Here is a 19,986-nt window from a genome sequence, read left to right as displayed (position 1 = left end):
CGGTCCTGCCTTGGCCACCTGGTTCACCACCGCCAGCAGCGCGTGGCTGGCCTGCCGGTCGGGCGGCAGCTTGAACTAGGGTTTATCCTGATTTGCATACGTATGCAAGTATCCCAAATTGCGTCTGCGCGTGGACGGCGAGCTGCCGCCCGAGCTGGACGTATGCGGTTCAGCAGCCTACCAACGTGGAAATGCGCGGCGTGGTGCGCTACGACATGGAAAACGGCACAACCCAGCAGTATCGCGTGCCACCGGGCGACCAGAACAGCGAACCGGTATTCGTGCCGCGGCCGGCGGCGCGGGACGAGGACGACGGCTGGGTGCTCGCGTGCGTGTATCGCCAGGCCAGCGACACCAGCGACGTGGTCGTGCTGGACGGGCGTGATCTGGATGCGGGGCCGTTGGCGACAGTGCGATTGCCCCGGCGGATTCCGGCAGGGTTCCATGGGGCGTGGCTGCCCGGGACTTCTTGGTCACCATGCCCTTCTTGATCATGAATTTCTCTGGGCAGACGTGATAGGCGGACGGCGCATCGCCACTATTACAGCGACACCCGGCCGAAAGCGAACGGCACTGCCCTCGCAACGACAACCATATCAATAACGACATGTCGGGCACGCGCGCCGAGTTCGGCGCAGGCGTATCGGCCCAGGCGACGAAGAACCTGCAGTTCTATGCGGACCTGCGCTACGCCAAGGGAAGCAAGATCGAGATGCCGTGGGCGGGCGGCGTCGGAATGCGGTGGACCTGGTGATTAAAGAATCGTCGAGTAGCGCGCAGCCTACATTAATATCTGGCATCTCTCCGTGACAGTGCACATGAACGGTACGCGTGATTCGTGTGACTGTCATAACGGCACAAGGATCAACCCTGCCATGCATTCTTCTTTTAGATATCTGCTGCCCGCCTTGCTGCTATGTGGCCCGTTATCTGCCCAAGCGGACAATGTCCTTAATGGCGATTTCTGGATCATCCATCATCAGGGCAAGCTTTCGGCGAACGAACTATTCGTCGCCGATGGCGACCCCGCGCACATCTTCGAGCGCTCGGGCGGAGTCCAGTCGCTTGGCGTGTACCAGGTATACGAGAACGCCGGAAAGGCGACGTTGACCTCCTACGATGTGGAGGTGGACTGCGCCAGGAACCGGGTGCGTATCAAGGATGCTCAGGACTTTCATGGGCTCACCGTCAGCTGGACCGCCGTGAAGGTTTCCCATGCATGGCAGGAGAAGCCCAGCGGCTGGTTGGCGCAGAGCAGGGTCTTTGTTTGCAAACCGAGCGAGCGCGCGTCAAACAGCATGCGCCCGATGGGCAGGATGTCGATACCCCAGATGATCAATGAATCCCAGGCAAGCTTCAACGCCCTGGGGCGCGTACAGGTCAAGGCGGAAGTCCTGAAGAAAATCGATGAGGCATTTGACAGAATGGCCAAGCAATGAAAGCGCTACGGATGGAGAACGTGCAATGATCAGGACGCTCGCACTCGGAACGATGGCCATCGCGCTTAGCGGATGCGCTGGTTTTCCCAGTCTGCCTGCCGCCATGGCCAACAGTGCCTGGAAGAATCGCCCTGTCGCGGAAGTCATCGATCATTTCGGCGTGCCCAGGCAAATCGGCGGCATGCCCGATAAGGACTTGGTGGTGCTCGTGTATAACTACGATACCTCCTACACCACGCGCGAAGCGCTTGGCGCCTCGACGGGCCCTCGGAATGGGCAGATCGTCCATACCGAGACCTGGGGAGACGTACAGCATTCGGCGGGATGCGAAGTGCGCATCGCCATCAATAGAGCCAGACTGGTGGATTCGTTTGAAGCCAGGGGAACCAACTGCGGCAGCGTCAGTTTGAGCCCCGATTAATAGGGGGTGTGGAGCGGGCGGTTGTGGTTTGCGGCGTCATCACTAGCCGCGGATGCCAAGCCATCCAGTCATCCCCATTCGGGGAAGCCTTGAAAACGCGGTTGTAGTGATCTCCACATGATTGCAGAGGTCGCAACGCCTTCGTATTCTGCTCCCTATGGACAAGCTGCCCGGCATTCTCGCATTCGTTGATGGCGTGACGGCTGCGGCGATCGGCGCCATCGTGGGCGCGGTCATTGTTATCGCCCGACGCACGATCGTCGATGTGCCGACATCGATGTTGGCAATAGCAGCGGTGCTGTTGCTGCTGCGATTCAAAAAGCTGTCCGAGCCGATGATCGTTACTGGCACGGCGCCGACACGTCGCGCCTGGACCTGACCCCGCAGTCAGGCGGACTGTACGCACTGTCGCTGGGCTTGTCGCACCTTTACACCGACGACCCCGTCATGCTCGGCCATGGCATGGTCATGTACGACGCCCTGTATGCCTGGTGTCAGTCGTGCCAAGGAGAAACGCATCGATGGCCACCGGTGATGCCGACGGCATAAGGCGCGATCTCCGGGAAGCGCATCAAGCGCACGTCATTCAATACGGTACAGGCTGCCGAAGCCCCCCTCTTGCGCTGGCGTGCTGTCGCTGCAGCTTGGCATTGGCAGGCCCTGTCCCCACCCGGCGGCCAATACCTGCACGTCACGCCAAGGATCGGAGGCTTTGGCCCGCTCGTTGCGCATGCGACAGGTTTCAGGATCGGTGGCGAATAGCCCGCGAGCGAAGCCCCGACCTTGCTCCGCCAGCTTTGCAGTTTTGGGGCTGCGGATCTTCGTGAACGCCCGAAAAGCCTCATCTAGGCTGCCGCTTGCGCCATCCAGGCACCGGACCAAATGCCACGCATCCTCCAACGCCTGGCAGGCCCCTTGCCCCGACGTCGGCAACGGCGCGTGTGCGGCATCTCCAACGAGCAGTACATTCGCCCGACTCCACGTATGCAGCGGCTCCAGGTCATGCACCGCAATCAGCCGGATGGCATCTGCGGGCGTGGCACGGATAATATGCGCGACCGGTTCGGGCCATCCAGCGAACAGATCTTCGACCTCCTTGCGTATATCTGCGGTCGGTATGGCTTCAGATAGGGGCCGAGCCTGGGCTGCAGCCCAATACACCAGTTGGGGTCGGATCGCGACGCAACCAAAGCGCTCGCCTGCCCCCCAGAAATCCTGAATCGAAATATCGTCCATCAGCGCATGCTGCCCCTGCGCTACACCAATCCAGTTCACGAAGCCCTGATAGACAGGTGTGTTGTCACCCGCGACAAACTTGCGAGCCACCGAATCCATGCGGCCGTCGGCGCCAATAAGCAGATCCGGGCGGATGCTCGCATCGTTCTCGAAATGGGCCACAGCCCTGCCATTGGCATCCAGCTCTATACCCACCGCCCGGTGTCCGAACTCCACCGGTATCCTGGCCCGGACCACATGATCTAGTAACACCTCCTGCAAGTGCCGGCGTAGCACCGTGTAGGTCGGGTATCCCATCGTCCGGTCCAGCAAGGCAATATCGAGGCCTCCCAGTGCATTGCCCACAGCATCCTGGCGGCGCATGGTCAGCGGTCGACCGCCAATGGCGTCGATGTCTTGCAACAGCCCAAGTTCTTCGAGCACAAAGCTGGCATTGGGCCAAAGCGTCACGCCGGCCCCCATGGTTGCCGGCTCCGCTCGGCGCTCATAGACCCGAGGGTTGTAACCCTGCTTGCGCAACGCCAATGCCACGCTCAGGCCCGCGATGCCGCCGCCAAGTATTCCAATTTCCACGCTGAATCTCCCCTGTCCATACGGTGCTCGATGCCGGGCTCACCGCCCTCGCATTGAACAAAATGGCATCTTAGATTTCGCCATAAACGAGAACTAGCATGCAAAAATGGGACGTTTTCATACCTCAGGCGGGATAATTAATGCGCGATGCACTCGATCTGAATACCGTCCGCGTCTACACAGCCGTTGTTGACGAGCAGAGCTTTGCTGGCGCATCGCGTCTTTTGGCTATCCCCTCATCCAACGTCAGCCGCCACGTTGCCGCACTGGAACGCCAACTCGGGACACGCCTGCTGGAACGAAGCACCCGCCATCTGCGTATGACTGAAGCCGGTCGACTGCTCTACGAACGCGCCAAGCCCTTGCTCGACACGCTGCTCTCCACGCAGGAAGAGCTTGGTGCGGTACAGCACGAACTGCGTGGTCCTCTGAAAATGTGCATGCCCGGCGAAGCGCCAAGGCTGCTGGCTCCCATCCTCGCCGAATTCTGCAGCCTCCATCCAGGCATCGAGCTGGAATGCGATACCCGGATGACCGGACTGGAAGTGCTTCGAGAGGACGTTGACCTTTCCATCGTCTTCCACCGGGGCCATCAGGAGGACAGTGCCTTCATCACCCGCGAACTCGCCACGCTGCCCAGCATCGTGGTTGCTGCCCCCGCCTTGCTGGCCAGGACCGGCATGCCACGCCACGTTCGCGAGCTGAAGTCTCTGCCCTGTATCACTACCCTCAGTGCGCTGAAGGGCCAGCCCTGGCAGTTTCAAGGCGCCGCAGGCGAAATCGTCAAGGTGCCGGTACGCAGCCGCTACCGCGTCAACAGCGGAGAGTTGGCCGTGGCAGGCGCACGCCAAGGCATCGGCTTCGCGATTGTGGCGGCCTATCCCTGCCAGGAAGACCTTGCTACGGGCCGATTGCAGGAGGTACCACTGGACCTGTGTCCCGCACCCCTGCAATTGCTGGGGGCATACAGCCATCGCCATTCCGTGACTGCGCGTGTTCGGGCGCTGCTGGAATTGATTCAGGTACGGTTGGCTGGATTGGCGTGCCCTCCCATGGACCCCAGACCCCGTGGGGCGGTCTAGGATCGAAGTGGTGCACCGGGCTCAAAGTGCGTCCGGAAACGTCGTCCGCAGTAGCGCGCGTCATGCATGAAGTCCAACGCCCAACAGCGATTGGGCTCCGTGGCCGGATCCAGCGCCAAGTCTGCAAATATGCGTGTGAGCTTGGCGTTCTCAGCCTCTAGCTCGCGCAGCCGCTGCAACTCGGACACCTGCACACCTGAGCATTTGCTCTTCCATAGGTAATACGCGGCGTTGCTGATGCCGTGTTTGCGACACAGTTCGGCGACCGGCACGCCGGCTTCGCCTTCCTTCAACACCGCAACGATCTGGCTCTCTGTAAATCTGCTTTTCTTCAAGGGAATCTCCGACTTGGGGAGACTCCGAAATTCTACCGGCGGGTGCCTGCCTGGAAGGGGAGCTTACGCCTGCGACTAAAGTCCGATGCGCCGACAGCATTTAACGAATAAGGTGCGACGACTTGAGGCCGGAAGCAAGTTTGTCCGCACGGGATAGCCGACCGGCTGCGACGGCGCAGTTGCAAATTGTCCGGCCCTCCGGCAGGCGGAAGTCGTTATTGAAGCCGCTAACTCAGAGATTCACCGGATAGGTCAAATGCCGTTACGCCCGAACGAATGCCGCCCGCCCTTGCGGCTAAATCAAGCGAAGGCCATCACCCTCGCCCTGAACCTCTATCTGTTCATTCCGGCCAATGCGCTGGCTGCTGCCGGCCAGGGCGGCGGCGGCCTGGGCGGCATGGGCATCTACGCGGGCGGCCAGGGAGGTGGCGGCGGCGGCCTGAAGGGCGGTGACGGAGGCCAAGGCGGTGAGGCCATCCCCGACTCGGTCGCGCCCGGCGACGTGGGCGGGGACGGCGGCGACTATTGGAACGCCCCTCTCCCGGTCCCTGGCCTCCCTGGCCGCATCCCCGGCGGCGGCCGTGGTAACGCGGGCGAAAGCCCCGGTGGTGCCGGCGGCACGGGAGGGAGCGCGGGCGCGCCCTATCGAGATACGTCAGGCGTCATCGTGCTGTTGGGCGGGGGCGGAGGCAGTGGAGGCGTGGCCGGCGCGGGCGGCGGCGGCGGCAGCGCGAGCGGCGCGGGCCAATGGGGCTTTGTGGACAGGGGCGGCAATGGCGGCGGCCAGACCCTCAATCTCACGGGCTCTTTAGCGTACAACGTTACGGGCGTAATGACTGCTGCGGGCAAAGACGGCGTGAACGCCTTCACGGGCGGCGCCGGCGGCGGCGGCACGTACATCGTCAGCTTATCCCACGTGAACTTGTTCCTGGGCGCCAACATCGACGTACGCGGCGGCGCCGGCTCGGATGCCATCGGTTTTGTGTCCTTCGCTGGAGGACGGAGCCGCGGCGGCGGCGGCGGTGGCGGCGCGGCCATTGCCATCAGCTCAGGCGCGCTGACGCTGAACGGCCCAGTATCCGGCGGCGCAGGCGGCATGTCCTATTACCGGGGCGGCGGCGGCGGCGATGCCGTCGTGCTGGCTGCCGGCGATATCACAGTGGGCCCGCAAGCCATCATATCGGGGGGGGCCGGCGGAGGCATCAGTGCGAACGGATTTGTTTTTACGGACACCCTCAGCGGAGATGGCGGCACCGGCGTATCCATCGGCTCGGGTTCCGTCGTCAACAACGGCAGCATCGCAGGCGGCGCCGCCGGCGCTGCCCGCTCTCTGGCGGAGCGGGGTTTCGATGCCCCCGCGCTGCGGGCCGGTACCCAGACCACGGTCATCAACAAGGGCGCGCTCAGCAGCAGCGTGGCGGCCGTGGTCTTCGAAGGCGACCGCAATAAGCTGGTCCTGTGGCAAGGATCGGCCACCACCGGCGACGTGCGCTTCGAGGGCGCCGGCAACCTGCTTGCGCTGGGCAGCGATTCCGGCGCGCCGGCCACGGTGACGATGGCCGGCGGACTGGACCTGGGCAGCGGCGGCATCTATGTCGTGCGCGCCACGGCCACGCAGGCCGACCGCCTGGACGTGACCGGCGCCGCCAAGCTTTCCGGGGCAACCGTGCAGATCGCGGCCACCCCGGGCGCCTTTGCCGAGAACTCGCAACACACTATCCTGCATGCCGATGGCGCCTTCAGCGGAACGCGCTTTGTTTCGGCGACGTCCAACCTGGCCTATCTGGTGCCGTCGTTGAGCTACTCGGCCGACGACCGCGACGCGATCCTGACGCTGACGCGCAAGCAGATCGATCCGGAACCGCAGCCGGAACCCGAACCTCCGACTCAACCTGGAACGCAGCCGGGCGCCGGACCGGGCGATCCCGGCACACGCCCGATCCGCTACGCCGACCTGGTCTCCACGCCCAACGCCCGCGCCACCGCCAACGCGGTCGACAGCATGCCAGCCGGCAACGAGGTCTATCGCTCTGCGCTGAACTTGCCCGTGGGCGCTCCGCCCGCCTTCTTCTCGGCCTTGTCTGGCGAGGTGCACGCCAGCACTGTCAGCGCGCTGCAAGGCATCGGCAATCAGACCCGCAACTTGCCGCTGGCCCATCTGCGCGCCAGCCTGGGCGCCGGCATGCGCCCCGGCGCGCCCACTGCCGCGGCGGGCTTGAGCGACGCGGCACCAGTGGGAGCCACCCTGCCTGCTTCCGCCGCGCAGCCGGCCTGGGCCCAGCTCGTAGGCAACTGGCAGCGCCTGGGCGCCACCGGCAACACTGCAGCAGTGCGCCAGCATACGGGCGGCGTGTTTGCCGGCGCCGACCACGCCGTCGGCAGCGGCTGGCGGCTGGGCGGCGCGATTGGCTACACGGACAGCGATCTGAGCCTGGACGGCGTGAACGCGCACACCGACGTGTCCAGCTACAGCGCCGTGATCTACGGCGGCAAATCTCTCCAGGCCGGTGCCGGCAAGCTGAACATGCTGCTGGGCGGCGCCTACACCTGGCACGACATGGGCAGCGAACGGCGCATCGCCATGGGCGGCCTGGACCAGACCTTGACCGCCGACTACGGCGCCAGCACCACGCAGCTGTTCTCGGAACTGGGCTATGCCTGGCGGGCGGGCGACGCGCTTACGCTGGAACCCTACGCCGGCGTGGCCTGGGCAGGGCAGCGCACCCGCAGCTTCGCCGAAAGCGGCGGCAGCGCCGCGCTGTCGGGCGCCAGCCAGACCGACAACACCACGACCACCACGCTGGGCGTGCGTGCGCGCCAGGAACTGCTGGTGGGAACGGTGCGGGGCTCGGTCACTGGCGGGCTGGGCTGGCGCCATGCTTTTGGCGATGTGCGTCCCGCGTCTCGCCTGGCCTTCGACACCGGTGACTCCTTCACCGTGGCGGGCGCACCGATAGCCCGTGATGCGGCGCTGGTGGAAGCCGGACTGAATGCCACCGTGGGCCGCAATGCCACGCTCGCCCTGGCGTATTCCGGCCAATTCGGCGCTGGCAACCGTGACCATGGCGCCACGCTGTCCTGGCGCTGGGCGTTCTGACGCTGGCATGAAGTCAAAGCATCGCTGTAATAGCCACCCGGCTTGCGGCCCGGGTCGCTTCCCGAACGCTCGCTTCATCCTGGACTGTGGAAGCATGACCTGGCGCTGCGCGGCACCGCGATCCTGCCATGTCGGCCCCGCTGTACGGCGGAGAACAGCACGACGGCGAGGGCCGCCGCCACAGCTTGTGCCTCTCATGGCAGACTTCGGGTTCATTCAAGTTGGTTTCTGCCTCAAAAAGTTCATTCAACGTGAACATGCGCGCCGAAAATTCGGTCAAGTTGTGGCTAGATCTGGGCGATTCTGGTGTCGGGTGCTCCGTTGGTCTAATTCAACCGATGCAGCGCCCAACTGACGAAAAACACTCCATGGGTCGAGGGGTCGATGGTGTGCACGCAGGGGGGCGCGTCGCGCAGGGCTGCTGCGAATCCCTCGGCCAGCGCTTTACCGCAGCCTTGACCGGTTAAGGCCGGCTCAAGCGCGAAGTGATCTACCTGTACGGTAGTCCTGTCGGTAGACAGGCGCCACGCTTGAATGTAGGCCGCTTGCGGACCTCTAAGGCGGATCGTCAGATTACTGCCATCAAACCAATCGCTCGCATAGGCCTGCACGACGCCGTCGTTTAACGATTCGACGGCAAGCGTCGTCCGCTGACCGGGCGTTGGGCGGTATTTTTCTGGTCTGTAAAAGAAAGTTGCAAAGTGGTATGGTGTCGCCCCGGGCAGGCTCCCGCCACATCGTTGCCGTCACTGCCTTGGGTCGTTCCGCGTCGTGGACGCCCCGCATCATTTGCAGCTTAGTCCAGAGGAGCAGGCCTTGAATCACGTGTACCGCTTGGTATGGAACCGCGCTATGCGCATGTGGCAGCCTGTGTCTGAGCTGGCGGCTCAGCCGCGCGGCGGCGCGGCGCCGACGGCGGTGTACGCGCCGGTGCGGTGGCGATTGCACGCGGTGGCCGCGGCGCAGGCGGCCTGCTCCTTGGCAGGCATCACGGTGACGTGCATCGGGGCGGCCAATCCGCTGTCGCCGAGCTACGCCAACGGGTTGGACGGCCTGAACTTGACGCTCAACCCGGGCGCCGGCGTGGGCACGTTGCTGGGCATCGGCGGCACGGCCATGGAACTGTCGGGCAGGAATGTGTACGTGACCAACAGCGGCAAGATCGACGTGTACGCATTGAGCTCTGGCCTTGGCGTGCTGTCGTCGGGCCTGGTCATGGGGCCGCCGGAAGCGACAACGGCGGGACTCGGCACTTATGCGGTCGAGAACAATGCGACCGGCCTGATTCGTGGTTCGAGCCCCGATACCTACTTTGCGCAAGCGCCTAACCTGACGGGAATGGCGCTGTCCATCCACAACGGCACGGGCGGGGTGACCAATGTCACCAACAATGGCACCATCGATATGAAGGCGCTGGCCGGCGGCTCCCGCCTCGGCGCGGATATGGCGGCCGTGGCAATCTATGGCGGCGGCGTGGCCACCTTCACCAACGGCATCGGCAGCACTATCAATGGCCGCGTCGCCTTTGAATCGGCCGGCGCGTTCCTGGGTAATCGCTTCACCAATGCCGGCGCCATCAACGGCAGCGTGTCGATGGGGGCGAACAGCAAGAACGGCTTCACCGCCGAGTCGGGTTCGTCGATCAGCGCGCAGGGCCTGACCACAGGGACCATCACCATCACCGCGGTGCCGGGCCTGCTCTTTGCAAAGCCGGGCACGGTAGATGGCGGCGCGGGCGGCACCAATTCACTGACGTTCGCCGATACGGCCAACCGTGGCCTGACGACCAGCGTCGCCGCCGGCACGTACCTGAATTTCAACAGTCTGACCGTCACTGGCGGCACCTGGAGCCTGTCGGACGGTCCGCTGATGCCCGCCGGCAGCAGCATTGCGCTCAATGGCGGCACGGTGCAGGTCGACGCCAGCGGCGGGTTGGGCGTCGGCGCGATCAATGCCGGGGGGGGCAGCATCGGCGCGTCCGCCGCCGGCGTGTTGGTGGGCAACACCTTCACGCTGGGCGACGGCGGCCTGACCGCGGGTGGAACCAACGCCTTCACGCTGTCCGGCGTGTTGACGGGCACCGGTCCGTTGAAGGTCGCGGCTACCGGAACCGTCACTCTGACAGGCGCCAATAACTACACCGGCAGCACCACGGTCGTCGCAGGAGCGACGCTGAAGGGCGATAGCACCAGCCTGCAGGGCGCTATCGACAATAGCGGCACGGTGGTCTTTTCCAGCGCGGCAAACGGCACCTATACGGGCGCGCTGTCTGGCTCAGGCGACCTGACCAAGCAAGGGACCGGCGTTCTGACGATAGCCGGTCCGCTCAGCCATCAGGGCGCCACGGCCATCGAGGCCGGCACCCTGCGGGTTGCTCAGGGTGGGATACTGAGCGGGCTGTCACGCCTGACATTGAGCCCGAACGCGGTGTTGGACATGTCGAACAGCGCCAATCAGGCCGTCAATGGCCTGTCCGGCACGGGTGGCTCGGTGTTGTTGGGCGCCAATAAGCTGAACCTCCAGAACCTGAGCGCCAGTACCTTCGACGGCGTGATCGAAGGTACTGGCGGGGTGATCAAGAGCGGGCTCCAGAGGCAGACCCTGACTGGCGCCAATACCTTCACCGGCGGCGTCGATATCCAGGCGGGCACGCTGGCGCTGGGCGCGGGCGGCAGCCTGGCGGCCGGTTCCACGGTGCAGGTCGGGGCTGATGGCGAGTTCGACATCTCGGCCGCGGCAAATACCGCGCTGGGCACGCTCAACGGCGCCGCCGGCGGCCGCGTGACCCTGGGGGCCAACATGTTGACGCTTGGCGCGGGCACCTACAACGGCGCGATCACCGGCATCGGCGGCTTGACCAAAAGCACAACCGCCGTGCTGACCTTGAACGGCGTCAACACCTATTCTGGCGCGACCCAGGTGAACGCGGGAGCACTATGGGTAGGCGGCACGTCCGCCGACGCCGGCGCGCGGCTGCTCAGCTCTGTGACGGTGGCCAACGGCGCGTCGCTCGGCGGTTTTGGCCAGGTGACCGGCGACGTGACCGTGCGGTCCGGCGGCAGCCTGGCCCCCGGCGCTCCGGGCGGCACCTTCACCGTCAACGGCAACCTGACGCTGGCGCAGGGCAGCCAGATGGACTATTCGTTTGGCGCGCCGGGCAGCTCGGGAGTAGCGGGCGCCGGCCACAGCGTGCAGGTCAACGGTGACCTGGCCCTGAACGGCACCCAGCTCAACATCAACCACGCGGGCGGCTACGGCGCCGGCCTGTACCGCCTGTTTGACTACACCGGTTCGCTGCTCCTGGCCAATGGCGGCATCACCGGCTTGTCGGCGGGACAGGCCGTGCAGATGTTGAGCGCATCCAGGCAGATCAACCTGATCAATTCGGCAGGCCTGACGCTCAATATCTGGAACGCCGACCGTACGGCCACGCCGTCGCAGCTGGGCGGCGGGTCCGGCATCTGGTCCAAGACCTATTTCAACTGGACGGATGCCGCGGCGACTTTGAATTCGACGTTTTCGCCTGCCAATGCGTTCGCGATCTTTGGCGGCACGGCGGGCACGGTCACCGTGGATTCCGCCGCAGGCGCCATCATGGCCAATGGCGTGCAATTCGCCAGCGACGGCTACCGCCTGAATGGTGACGCGCTCAATCTGGTGGCGCCGCCGGGTGGTGCATTGAGCGAATTGCGCGTGGGCAACGGTAGCGCTCAATCGGCAAACTGGACTGCGACGCTCGACAACGTTGTGGCTGGCAACGGCGTCAACAAGACGGGCCTGGGCACGCTGGTGCTGACGGGCGTCAACATCTACGCGCAGACGCGCCTATCCGCGGGCACGCTGTCAGTGTCGACGGACGCCAACCTGGGCGCGGCGTCGGGCGGCTTGGACTTCCAGGGCGGCACGTTGCGGATAACCGGCACCGCCTTCCAGAACACGGCCCGTGCGATCTCGCTGGGCGGGGGGGGCGGCGGGCTGGACATCGCCGATGCGGGCAACACCTTCACGGTGACGCAATCCTTGTCGGGCAATGGCGGTCTGGCCAAGCTGGGCGCGGGCACGCTGGTGCTGACCGGCGCCAATACCTACCTGGGTACGACCACGGTGGCCGGTGGCAGGCTGCAAGTGGGCGACGGCGCCACCGCCGGCAGCATTACCGGCAACGCCGACATCCGGTCCGACGGCACGCTGGCGTTCAAGCGCAGCGATCGCGTGGTCTACGGCGGCGCGATTTCGGGATCGGGCGACTTGCGCCAGGAAGGCAGCGGCACGCTGGTGCTGACAGGCGACAGTACGTTTACCGGCACTACCACCATCGCCTCGGGCTCGCTGGAGGTCGGCGACGGCGCCAATCACGGCACGCTGGGCGGCACCGTCATCAATAACGGCAGCCTGGTGTTCAACCGAGCCACCGATTCGGTGTTCGCGGGGGTGTTCGCTGGTACGGGCGCGGTGTCCAAGCGGGGGGCGGGCACGCTGGCCCTGACCGGCGACAGCCGTGCCTACACCGGCACCACCACCTTGTCGGCCGGCGGCTTGCAGGTCGACGGCTGGCTGGGCGGTACGCTAGTCGCGGCCACAAAGGGCACCACGGTGTCCGGCATCGGGTCGTTGAATGATCTGACGGTGGGGGCGGGCGCCACGTTGGCGCCCGGCAACGCCGCGACGCCGCTTGGCCGCTTGAGCGTGCTGGGCAACCTGACCATGGCGCCGGGCGCGTCGTATCGCGTGGCTGCCTTGGCAGACGGCCAGCACAGCGGCGTCAACGTCACGGGTATTGCCAACGTGGCAGGAACAGTGCTGCACATGGGGCAGAACGGCGCTTATGCGCCGTCCACCACATACACCATTCTGACGGCTGGCGGCGGCTTGCTGGGGCGGTTTGATTCGGTCTCCAGCGACTTTGCCTTCCTGACGCCGTCGCTGGCCTACGGCAGCAACCAGGTGGATTTAACGGTGCAGTTCAAGCAGGTGCCTGATAACGGCAACGGTGGCGGCATGCGGCCGATCGAGTTCGCTGACGCCGCTTTCACGGGCAACCAGCGTTCGGTCGCTCGGGCGCTGCAAAGCCTGCCCGCCGACAGCGGGCTGTTCCGTCGCGTGCTGAACCTGCCCAATGGCGCGCCGGCCGATGTGTTCGATGGCCTGTCCGGCGAGGCGCACGCGACCACGTTATCGGTGGCGCAGGGCGTGGCCAACAGCTTTGTGCAGATCCCGATGAACCGCTTGCGTGCCAACCTGGGGGCGGGCATGTTGCCAGGCGTGCCCACGGCCCAGCTGGGCCTGGGCAATGCCGCCGCCTTGCCGCAATCGGCCGCGCAACCCGTATGGGCACAGGTCTTCGGCAACTGGAGCGCGCTGGGCGGCAACGGCAATGCCGCTCGCACTACGCAAAGCGACAGCGGCGTGTCGGCAGGTGGCGACGTCGCCGTGAGTGGCGGCTGGCGCCTGGGCGGCGCGGTCGGCTATTCCAACAGCCGTAGCCGCACCGGCGACCGCGCATCCAGCTCGCAGGCCGACAGCTATAGCCTGACGGTCTACGGCGGCAAAGCGTTCGACGCCGGCAGTGCCAAGCTCAACCTGAGCCTGGGCGCGTCCTACACGTGGCACGAGATGAAGACGCAGCGCTACGCAGACGCCGCAGGTTTGCCGCAGACGTTGAAGGCCGAGTACGACGGCAACACGTCCCAAGTGTTCGGCGAATTAGGCTACGCCATGCCGCTGACCGACCGCGTCACGCTTGAACCCTTCATTGGCGCCGGCTTCAGCAGCCTGCGCACCCGAGCCTTCACCGAGTCCGGCGGCGACGCGGCATTGCGCGGCGAGGCCGGCCGCAACAACGTCACCACTGCTACGGTGGGCTTGCACGCCCGCAGCGCCTTTGAAAGCGCGGGCGCCCAGGGCCAGTTGTTCGGCACGCTGGGCTGGCGCCACGCCTTTGGCGATGTCGATCCGGCCAGCACGATGTCGTTCGTGCAGGGCAGCGAGTCCTTCACCGCCAACGGCGTGCCGATCGCACGCGACGCCGCGCTGGTGGAGCTGGGTGTGAACATGGCCGTCAGCAAGCGCACCACGGTGGGTGTGATCTACGGCGGGCAGTTCGGCGACGGTAACCAGCAGCACTCGGGCACGCTGGACGTGCGGTACCGGTTCTGATCGGGGCCGGCCGCTTGCCGTCAAGCGCGTTATGAGTCCAACTGCTCGTTATTGTTCGCAACTTCCTGGGCCTTGGTGTAGCTCTCGATCAGCAGCTGGTAATTGGGAAAGATGCCCGTGTAGGCCCGCGCCCACTCCGCCGCATCTTCGCGGTTTCACGTCCGTTGCCGCTCGGACGCTACGGCAGCCACATCGATGGGCACCACGCCGGCCTGCAAGTGCGAAGGGCTATCCCGGCAAGGCCCAGTGTATGGGCCGGCTTCGAACGCGTATAGTGCCGAATTTCGGGCCGACTGTTCTGATCTAAAAGGTGTCGAGTTTCCACCTCCAATGAACTTCGACAGCCACCCCGCGTCTGGCGGCTATCATTGGTCGCGATCCAGCAACAAAACCCTGGTTGATCAAGCGCCCGACCCTGCGAGGCGCGCATTTCACGGGAAACCGTCCATGAAGACCGTAAAAAAATCGAGCAAACTCGCGCACGTCCTGTATGACATCCGTGGCCCCATCATGGATCGGGCCAAGCAGATGGAAGACGAAGGCCAGAAGCTCATCAAGCTCAATATCGGCAATCTGGCCGCATTCGGCTTCGACGCCCCTGAGGAAGTCCAGCTGGACATGATCCGCAACCTGCCCAATTCGGCGGGGTATTCGGACAGCAAGGGCATCTTCGCGGCGCGCAAGGCGGTCATGCACTACACCCAGGCGCAGGGCACGCAGGGCGTGACGCTGGAAGACATCTACCTGGGCAACGGCGCCTCCGACCTGATCGCGATGGCGACCAACGCGCTGCTCGACGATGGCGACGAACTCTTGCTGCCCGCACCCGACTATCCGCTGTGGACGGCGGTGACTAGCCTGTCGGGCGGGTCGCCCGTGCACTACCTGTGCGACGAGGCGAACGGCTGGATTCCCGATCTGGACGACATCCGCGCCAAGATCACGCCGCGCACCAAGGGCATCGTCGTCATCAACCCGAACAACCCGACCGGCGTGCTCTATCCCGATGACGTCCTGCGGGGTATTGTCGATATCGCGCGCGAATTCGGACTGGTCATTTTGGCGGACGAGGTCTACGACAAGGTGCTGTACGACGATGTCCAGCACACCGCGCTGGCAAGCCTGTCCACCGACGTGCTGACGCTGACCTTCAACTCGCTGTCCAAGAGCTACCGCGCTTGCGGCTACCGCGCCGGCTGGCTGGTGGTCTCGGGCGACAAGGGCGCCGCACGCGATTACATCGAAGGTCTGGACATGCTTGCCAACATGCGGCTGTGCGCGAACGTACCGGGCCAGTGGGCGATCCAGACCGCGCTGGGCGGCTACCAGAGCATCAACGACCTGGTGCGCGAAGGCGGCCGGCTGCACCGCCAGCGCGAACTGGCCTATGAGCTGATCACCGCTATTCCGGGCGTCACCTGCGTCAAGCCGCAAGCCGCGCTGTACATGTTCCCGCGGTTGGACCCCGAGGTGTATCCCATCGAGGACGACCGCCAGTTCTTCCTGCAAATGCTTGAAGCCACGCGCGTGATGCTGGTGCAGGGAACGGGTTTCAACTGGTCGCGCCCCGACCATTTCCGCATCGTGTTCCTGCCGCACGAGACGGACCTGCGGGAAGCCATCGGCCGCATCGCCAAGTTCCTGGGCGATTACCGCGCCAAGCATGCGAAGCCGCGGCTGGTTGCCGGGGATGCCGAATTGCCCGTCGAGCTTGCGGCAAAGGCTGGCTGAATCCTCAAGGTGTCCCGTTAAGGCGTCAGACTGCGTTCGGCGCCCTATAGCACCGGCTTCAGCACCATCAGGAAGTACACCGCCACCATCGCCAGGAAGGCCGGGTAGCCCAGGCCTTCCCACCACAGCGCAAAGCGCCAGTAGCGCGCCGGCAGCGCGGTCTGGCCGGTGGTGTGGGCCGTGGCCGCCATCTTGGCCATTTCATATTGCAGCCACACCACCGGCAGCCAGCACACGCCCGCCAGCAGATACAGCGCGATCGACAGGCTGACCCATGGCGTGGTCCATTGCCAGCCGGCGGCGTGCGCCAGCCACAGCCCCGACAGGGGCTGGAAGACCACGGCCGGCGTGGTGAACCACAGGTCGGCGCGGACCACCAGTTTCGAGACGGCGGCGATTGCCGGGATGGAGCCGGTCCGGTTGGCGAAAAACAGGTAGAACGCCGTGCCGAAGCCGGTGCCCACCAGCAGCACCGACGAGAGGATGTGCAGGGTCTTGACCGTCAGGTACAGGTTCATGGCTTGGGTTCCTCGGTAAGCAGGATGAATAGAAGCGCGATGACGGCGACGTTTTTCAGGACCGGGCCGAAGGGGTGCAACAGGAACTCGGGCGAGGTCACGGCGATCACGGCCGTGTAGCCCAGCACCAGCGCCAGTTGCGCGGCCCACAGGCGCCGGCCGGGCCGCCAGAGCGTGGCGATGCCTAGCGCGAAATCCAGCCCGGCGGCCAGGTACAGCGCCGCGAGCGCAGCGGCGCCCCGCAGGCCGACCGGCTCAAGCAGCGCCAGGCTGCCGGCCACGGGATACAGCCAGGCGCTGCACACGGCGGTCCAAAGCCAGATCAACGCCAGCGCGCCGCGCAGCAAGCCCGGCCGCCACGCCGCCAGCGCCTGATGGCGCATCGCCAGGGCGTCCGCGGGTTCGATGAAGGAATCGATGCCGGCGGGCGCGCGCCCCAGTACCTGGGTCGTCGTCGCGGCGGCGGCCGTGTTGCCGGCGCACAGCATCCGCCAGGTGTCGCGCGTCAACAAAGACCCCGGCAGCCGGTTCAGCATGCTTGCGCCGGCCGCTACCAGCCACGCCGGCACGGGCATTTGCCGCGCCGGCGCGAAGCCCATCGATGCCCGATAGACCGCCAGCATCTGGCGGAACTCGACCTCGGTGCCGCCGACAAGATTCAGCACGGACGGAAGACCCGCGTCGCCGCGCAGCAACCGGACGACGATTTCGGCCAGCTCATCCACCAGGATCGGGCGCAGCGGCTGGAGACCGCCAGCCGGCAATGGATGGACCGGCAAGGTCGCTAGGGCACGGAAGAACCGGGCCGACGCCCCTTGCGCGCCGTAGACCAGCGCCGGCCGCAGGATGTGGTGCGCAAGGGGCAGCGTCCGCAAGTGGTCGTCGGCCGCGCGCTTGCTTTGGAAATAGGGCGTGTCGCCGTGCTCGGCGCCCAGCGCCGACAGTTGCACGATGTCTCGGACGCCCGCGCTGCAGGCGGCGTCGAACAAGGCGATCGGCGTCGCCCGATGAATCTTGTCGAAGGTCGCGCCGCTGTCTTCGATCAGAATGCCGACGGCGTTGACCACCGCGTGGATGCCGCGCAACCGGTCCGTCCAGGCGGCCGGGTCGGTGTCCGCCAAGTAGTCAACGGCGACCTCGTCCGGCTGGGTGGGCGTCCGTACGCCTTTCAGTACCCGATGGCCATCTTGCGACAAGGCTTCGCACAGGGCTCGGCCGACAAAACCGTTTGCACCGCAGACCAGGATGTTCATGCCGTTGCCTCGATGGATAAGCCGTTCATGATGTTTATTGATTCTTTGGTTTCTGCAATTTCTGTATAGACAGAAATTAGTGGCCAAAAAAGAGGCGGGAATCCGGGCCCGCCTGCGGATATCAAGACTTGGTGCGCCGCATGGTCTTGCTGATCTTTGCGCCCATGCCCAGCGTCTTCATCAACGTTTCGGGCTTCATGCGCAGCATCTCGTCGGACCAGGTGGTCAGGATTTCCAGGAATTCCAGGGTCTCGCGCACGCGCTGTTCGGTGGCGCGGCTTTCGTTTTCGATCTCGGGGCTGGCCAGGCTGTCGCGCAGCATCGTCAGCGTGGGGTCGATCTCGCGTTGCCGACGGCCTTCGACGATCAGCTTGAACAATTCCCAGATATCGGTCGACGTCTCGAAATGGTCGCGCCGGTCTTCCATCACGTGCACCACCCGGGCTAGACGCCAGGCCTGCAGTTCCTTGAGGCTGTTGCTGACGTTCGAGCGCGCGACCCCCAGGGTCTCGGCGATTTCTTCGGCGGGCACGGGGCGGCCCAACAGATAGAGCAGGGCGTGGATCTGGGCGACCGTGCGGTTCACCCCCCAGCGCGAGCCCATCTCGCCCCAATGAAGGATGAATCGTTCGGCGATCGGCGTCAGTGTCATGGGGGCACTGTAGGAGGTTTCTGTTATTTCTGTCAAGACAGAAATAACAGAAACAAGATGGGCCTTGCATGGATTCGCTCAGGGCGCGATCTGATACCCGCGCTGCTGCATGCAACTGCTGTAGGCGGAGGAGACGGCCGAATTGGTCTTCGCCGTCTCGCGGCGATCTTGCCGTTGCCGGGAGCCGCCCACCACCATTCCGGCTACCGCGGCATCCTTCGCCTGGTTTTGCCGGTACTCTTGCTTGACGTCATCGTCTACGCGGTCAGAGATCTCTTCGTGTTGACGGCCGCGTGCGCCCGCGACTGCCGCGCCCGCCACCGCGCCGGTCGCCGCGCCGCGCGCGCGTCCGCCGGACGGCGTGCTATCCGTGCTTGGCGTCCCGGCTTGGGCTTGGCAGGCGCTGATGTCTTGTTGGGTGAGTTCGGCAGACTGCCCTTTAAGCGGCGTGACCGTCTGTGCGGCAGCGCAAAAGCAGAACAGGGAAAGGAGGGGGGCGGCGCAGGGAAAGATGGACTTTTTCATTGAAAACTCCATTCGCGGTCAGGAGCCCGCTGCGTTTGAGTCTAGCTTGGCGCGTCGCGCCCATGGGCGAATGCGGCGTACCTCAAATGGGGTATGGCTATCTGCCTGAGGTCCGATGCGGCAAGATCAGCGGCAGCCCCACCGAGAAGCGATAGGGCTGCAGCGGCAGCAGGCCCTGGATCGTGCCCAGGTCGTTGGCCGCTTCGGCGCGTACCTGTTGCGCGGTCTGCTCGTCCCGCAGGGCTTGATGGGTCGCAAGCGAATGCGCGTCCAGCGCCGCCAGTTGATCGTGGTATGCCTGGATGGCGTTCTTCAGGCAATGGGCGAACGGCGGCGCCTGCGGGCGCGCCACACGATCGGCTGGGGTCTGGGTCTGAGCCTGGGCGCGCAAGCGCTCCGCCCGGTAGCCATCCGGGGCATCGTCAATGCGGGCAGCCCTGATCGGTTCGATGGCGCGGAGATTCATGACGACTTCTTGCGTGCGCGGATCCAGAACTGCTGCATCACGGCGCCGATCACGAAAATCCCGAACCACGCCGCCAGCGCGCCGCGCACCAAGGGCGATTGCGGCCCGTCCGCAAGCGGGTGCGAGACCGGCAGGCGCGTCAGCGTTTCCGCGATCCCGGGGACCCACATCAGGAAAAAGCTGAACGAGAACCCGAGCTGGGACAGATAGGGGTGCGCCCGGGACAGCAGCGGCATCCGTGAGACAAGCAGCGCACCCGATACCGACAGCAGCGCCAGGATGCCCAGCGCGTGTCCGGCGTTGAACCCGCCGGAGCTGGACAGCCCGAACGACGTCATCACGGCCAGCAGCAATCCGCCCAGATAGATCTTGCCGGCTTGCGTGCTGCTGTCGATCCTGCGATACCGCGCAAAACTGTATAGACCAACGATAGCGGGCACCAGGCTGATGAGGGTATGCGCGGCCCCCAAGGTGGAAATAGGATGTGGCATGGTCGGTGGCT

At 65.1% G+C, this 19,986-nt stretch carries 14 protein-coding genes and 5 pseudogenes; 10 read left to right on the top strand and 9 right to left on the bottom strand.

From position 1 onward, the window contains the following. Positions 1–146: 146 nt before the first annotated feature. The 6 genes and pseudogenes from A9973_RS11390 to A9973_RS11365 all read left to right on the top strand — a co-directional run. A pseudogene (locus A9973_RS11390) lies at positions 147–491 on the top strand (carotenoid oxygenase family protein); the annotation flags it as partial. 104 nt (positions 492–595) lie between these two features. Continuing rightward, positions 596–754: an autotransporter outer membrane beta-barrel domain-containing protein gene (locus A9973_RS11385; protein WP_370539484.1), complete on the top strand. Its 159-nt coding sequence runs from the start codon at positions 596–598 to the stop codon at positions 752–754. Between the two features lie 121 nt (positions 755–875). Continuing rightward, positions 876–1,439: a hypothetical protein gene (locus tag A9973_RS11380; protein ID WP_183013888.1), complete on the top strand. Its 564-nt coding sequence runs from the start codon at positions 876–878 to the stop codon at positions 1,437–1,439. Positions 1,440–1,464: 25 nt separating this feature from the next. Beyond that, on the top strand, positions 1,465–1,860 hold the full coding sequence (locus tag A9973_RS11375) for a hypothetical protein (protein WP_183013887.1): 396 nt from the start codon (positions 1,465–1,467) through the stop codon (positions 1,858–1,860). 163 nt (positions 1,861–2,023) lie between these two features. Continuing rightward, a pseudogene (locus A9973_RS11370) lies at positions 2,024–2,239 on the top strand (chromate transporter); the annotation flags it as partial. Continuing rightward, positions 2,212–2,409: pseudogene (locus A9973_RS11365) on the top strand (chromate resistance protein ChrB domain-containing protein); the annotation flags it as partial. The pseudogenes A9973_RS11370 and A9973_RS11365, both read left to right, overlap by 28 nt. 33 nt (positions 2,410–2,442) lie before the next feature. On the opposite strand, the gene A9973_RS11360 reads toward A9973_RS11365, so the two are convergent. Then, complete coding sequence (locus tag A9973_RS11360) at positions 2,443–3,669, bottom strand: FAD-dependent monooxygenase (protein WP_183013886.1); 1,227 nt, start codon at positions 3,667–3,669, stop codon at positions 2,443–2,445. Positions 3,670–3,809: 140 nt separating this feature from the next. Here A9973_RS11360 and A9973_RS11355 point away from each other — a divergent pair, with 140 nt between their 5' ends. Beyond that, positions 3,810–4,751: a LysR family transcriptional regulator gene (locus tag A9973_RS11355; RefSeq protein WP_183013885.1), complete on the top strand. Its 942-nt coding sequence runs from the start codon at positions 3,810–3,812 to the stop codon at positions 4,749–4,751. Positions 4,752–4,858: 107 nt separating this feature from the next. Here the strand turns inward: A9973_RS11355 and A9973_RS11350 are convergent. Then, positions 4,859–5,086: pseudogene (locus A9973_RS11350) on the bottom strand (transposase); the annotation flags it as partial. 256 nt (positions 5,087–5,342) lie between these two features. Here A9973_RS11350 and A9973_RS11345 point away from each other — a divergent pair. Together A9973_RS11345 and A9973_RS11340 are read left to right on the top strand one after the other, a co-directional pair. Continuing rightward, on the top strand, positions 5,343–8,183 hold the full coding sequence (locus tag A9973_RS11345) for an autotransporter outer membrane beta-barrel domain-containing protein (RefSeq protein WP_255469125.1): 2,841 nt from the start codon (positions 5,343–5,345) through the stop codon (positions 8,181–8,183). Positions 8,184–8,954: 771 nt separating this feature from the next. Further along, on the top strand, positions 8,955–14,339 hold the full coding sequence (locus tag A9973_RS11340) for an autotransporter domain-containing protein (RefSeq protein WP_370539481.1): 5,385 nt from the start codon (positions 8,955–8,957) through the stop codon (positions 14,337–14,339). Positions 14,340–14,368: 29 nt separating this feature from the next. Here A9973_RS11340 and A9973_RS31130 read toward each other — a convergent pair. Beyond that, positions 14,369–14,557, bottom strand: a pseudogene (locus tag A9973_RS31130) (hydrolase); the annotation flags it as partial. A gap of 229 nt (positions 14,558–14,786) precedes the next feature. Between A9973_RS31130 and A9973_RS11330 the strand changes: the two are divergent. Continuing rightward, positions 14,787–16,070 carry a pyridoxal phosphate-dependent aminotransferase gene (locus A9973_RS11330; protein ID WP_183013883.1) on the top strand — a complete coding sequence of 428 codons (1,284 nt, stop codon included), beginning with the start codon at positions 14,787–14,789 and terminating at the stop codon, positions 16,068–16,070. A 44-nt stretch (positions 16,071–16,114) separates the two neighbouring features. Here A9973_RS11330 and A9973_RS11325 read toward each other — a convergent pair whose 3' ends face one another. From A9973_RS11325 to A9973_RS11300, 6 genes are all read right to left on the bottom strand, one after another. Next, positions 16,115–16,588 carry a DUF2269 domain-containing protein gene (locus A9973_RS11325; RefSeq protein ID WP_183013882.1) on the bottom strand — a complete coding sequence of 158 codons (474 nt, stop codon included), beginning with the start codon at positions 16,586–16,588 and terminating at the stop codon, positions 16,115–16,117. After that, positions 16,585–17,841 carry an SDR family oxidoreductase gene (locus A9973_RS11320; RefSeq protein ID WP_183013881.1) on the bottom strand — a complete coding sequence of 419 codons (1,257 nt, stop codon included), beginning with the start codon at positions 17,839–17,841 and terminating at the stop codon, positions 16,585–16,587. The genes A9973_RS11325 and A9973_RS11320 overlap by 4 nt, the downstream gene beginning before the upstream one ends. Before the next feature lie 121 nt (positions 17,842–17,962). Beyond that, positions 17,963–18,493, bottom strand: a complete 531-nt coding sequence (locus A9973_RS11315; RefSeq protein WP_183013880.1) for a GbsR/MarR family transcriptional regulator — start codon at positions 18,491–18,493, stop codon at positions 17,963–17,965. A 78-nt stretch (positions 18,494–18,571) separates the two neighbouring features. Next, positions 18,572–19,018 (bottom strand): YMGG-like glycine zipper-containing protein, encoded by a 447-nt coding sequence (locus A9973_RS11310; RefSeq protein WP_183013879.1) that lies wholly within the window; start codon positions 19,016–19,018, stop codon positions 18,572–18,574. Positions 19,019–19,115: 97 nt separating this feature from the next. Continuing rightward, positions 19,116–19,484, bottom strand: coding sequence for a hypothetical protein (locus A9973_RS11305; protein WP_183013878.1), 369 nt, complete (start codon positions 19,482–19,484; stop codon positions 19,116–19,118). Next, a complete protein-coding gene (locus A9973_RS11300; RefSeq protein ID WP_183013877.1) occupies positions 19,481–19,975 on the bottom strand; it encodes a hypothetical protein in 495 nt (164 codons plus the stop codon). The genes A9973_RS11305 and A9973_RS11300 overlap by 4 nt, the downstream gene beginning before the upstream one ends. Between the last annotated feature and the right edge of the window lie 11 nt (positions 19,976–19,986).

This window comes from Achromobacter sp. UMC46 (genome assembly GCF_014170335.1).
Classification (GTDB): Bacteria; Pseudomonadota; Gammaproteobacteria; order Burkholderiales; family Burkholderiaceae_B; genus Achromobacter.
The sequence above is the reverse complement of the archived record's forward strand: the minus strand, read 5'-3'. Positions and strand labels throughout refer to the sequence as shown.

What these genes read in the sequence shown, in the direction of transcription:
- A9973_RS11380 (WP_183013888.1), top strand. Translation starts at nt 876, where the DNA reads ATGCATTCTTCTTTTAGATATCTGCTGCCCGCCTTGCTGCTATGTGGC.
- A9973_RS11375 (WP_183013887.1), top strand. Translation starts at nt 1,465, where the DNA reads ATGATCAGGACGCTCGCACTCGGAACGATGGCCATCGCGCTTAGCGGA.
- A9973_RS11355 (WP_183013885.1), top strand. Translation starts at nt 3,810, where the DNA reads ATGCGCGATGCACTCGATCTGAATACCGTCCGCGTCTACACAGCCGTT.
- A9973_RS11345 (WP_255469125.1), top strand. Translation starts at nt 5,343, where the DNA reads ATGCCGTTACGCCCGAACGAATGCCGCCCGCCCTTGCGGCTAAATCAA.
- A9973_RS11330 (WP_183013883.1), top strand. Translation starts at nt 14,787, where the DNA reads ATGAAGACCGTAAAAAAATCGAGCAAACTCGCGCACGTCCTGTATGAC.
- A9973_RS11325 (WP_183013882.1), bottom strand. Translation starts at nt 16,588, where the DNA reads ATGAACCTGTACCTGACGGTCAAGACCCTGCACATCCTCTCGTCGGTG.
- A9973_RS11320 (WP_183013881.1), bottom strand. Translation starts at nt 17,841, where the DNA reads ATGAACATCCTGGTCTGCGGTGCAAACGGTTTTGTCGGCCGAGCCCTG.
- A9973_RS11315 (WP_183013880.1), bottom strand. Translation starts at nt 18,493, where the DNA reads ATGACACTGACGCCGATCGCCGAACGATTCATCCTTCATTGGGGCGAG.
- A9973_RS11310 (WP_183013879.1), bottom strand. Translation starts at nt 19,018, where the DNA reads ATGAAAAAGTCCATCTTTCCCTGCGCCGCCCCCCTCCTTTCCCTGTTC.
- A9973_RS11305 (WP_183013878.1), bottom strand. Translation starts at nt 19,484, where the DNA reads ATGAATCTCCGCGCCATCGAACCGATCAGGGCTGCCCGCATTGACGAT.
- A9973_RS11300 (WP_183013877.1), bottom strand. Translation starts at nt 19,975, where the DNA reads ATGCCACATCCTATTTCCACCTTGGGGGCCGCGCATACCCTCATCAGC.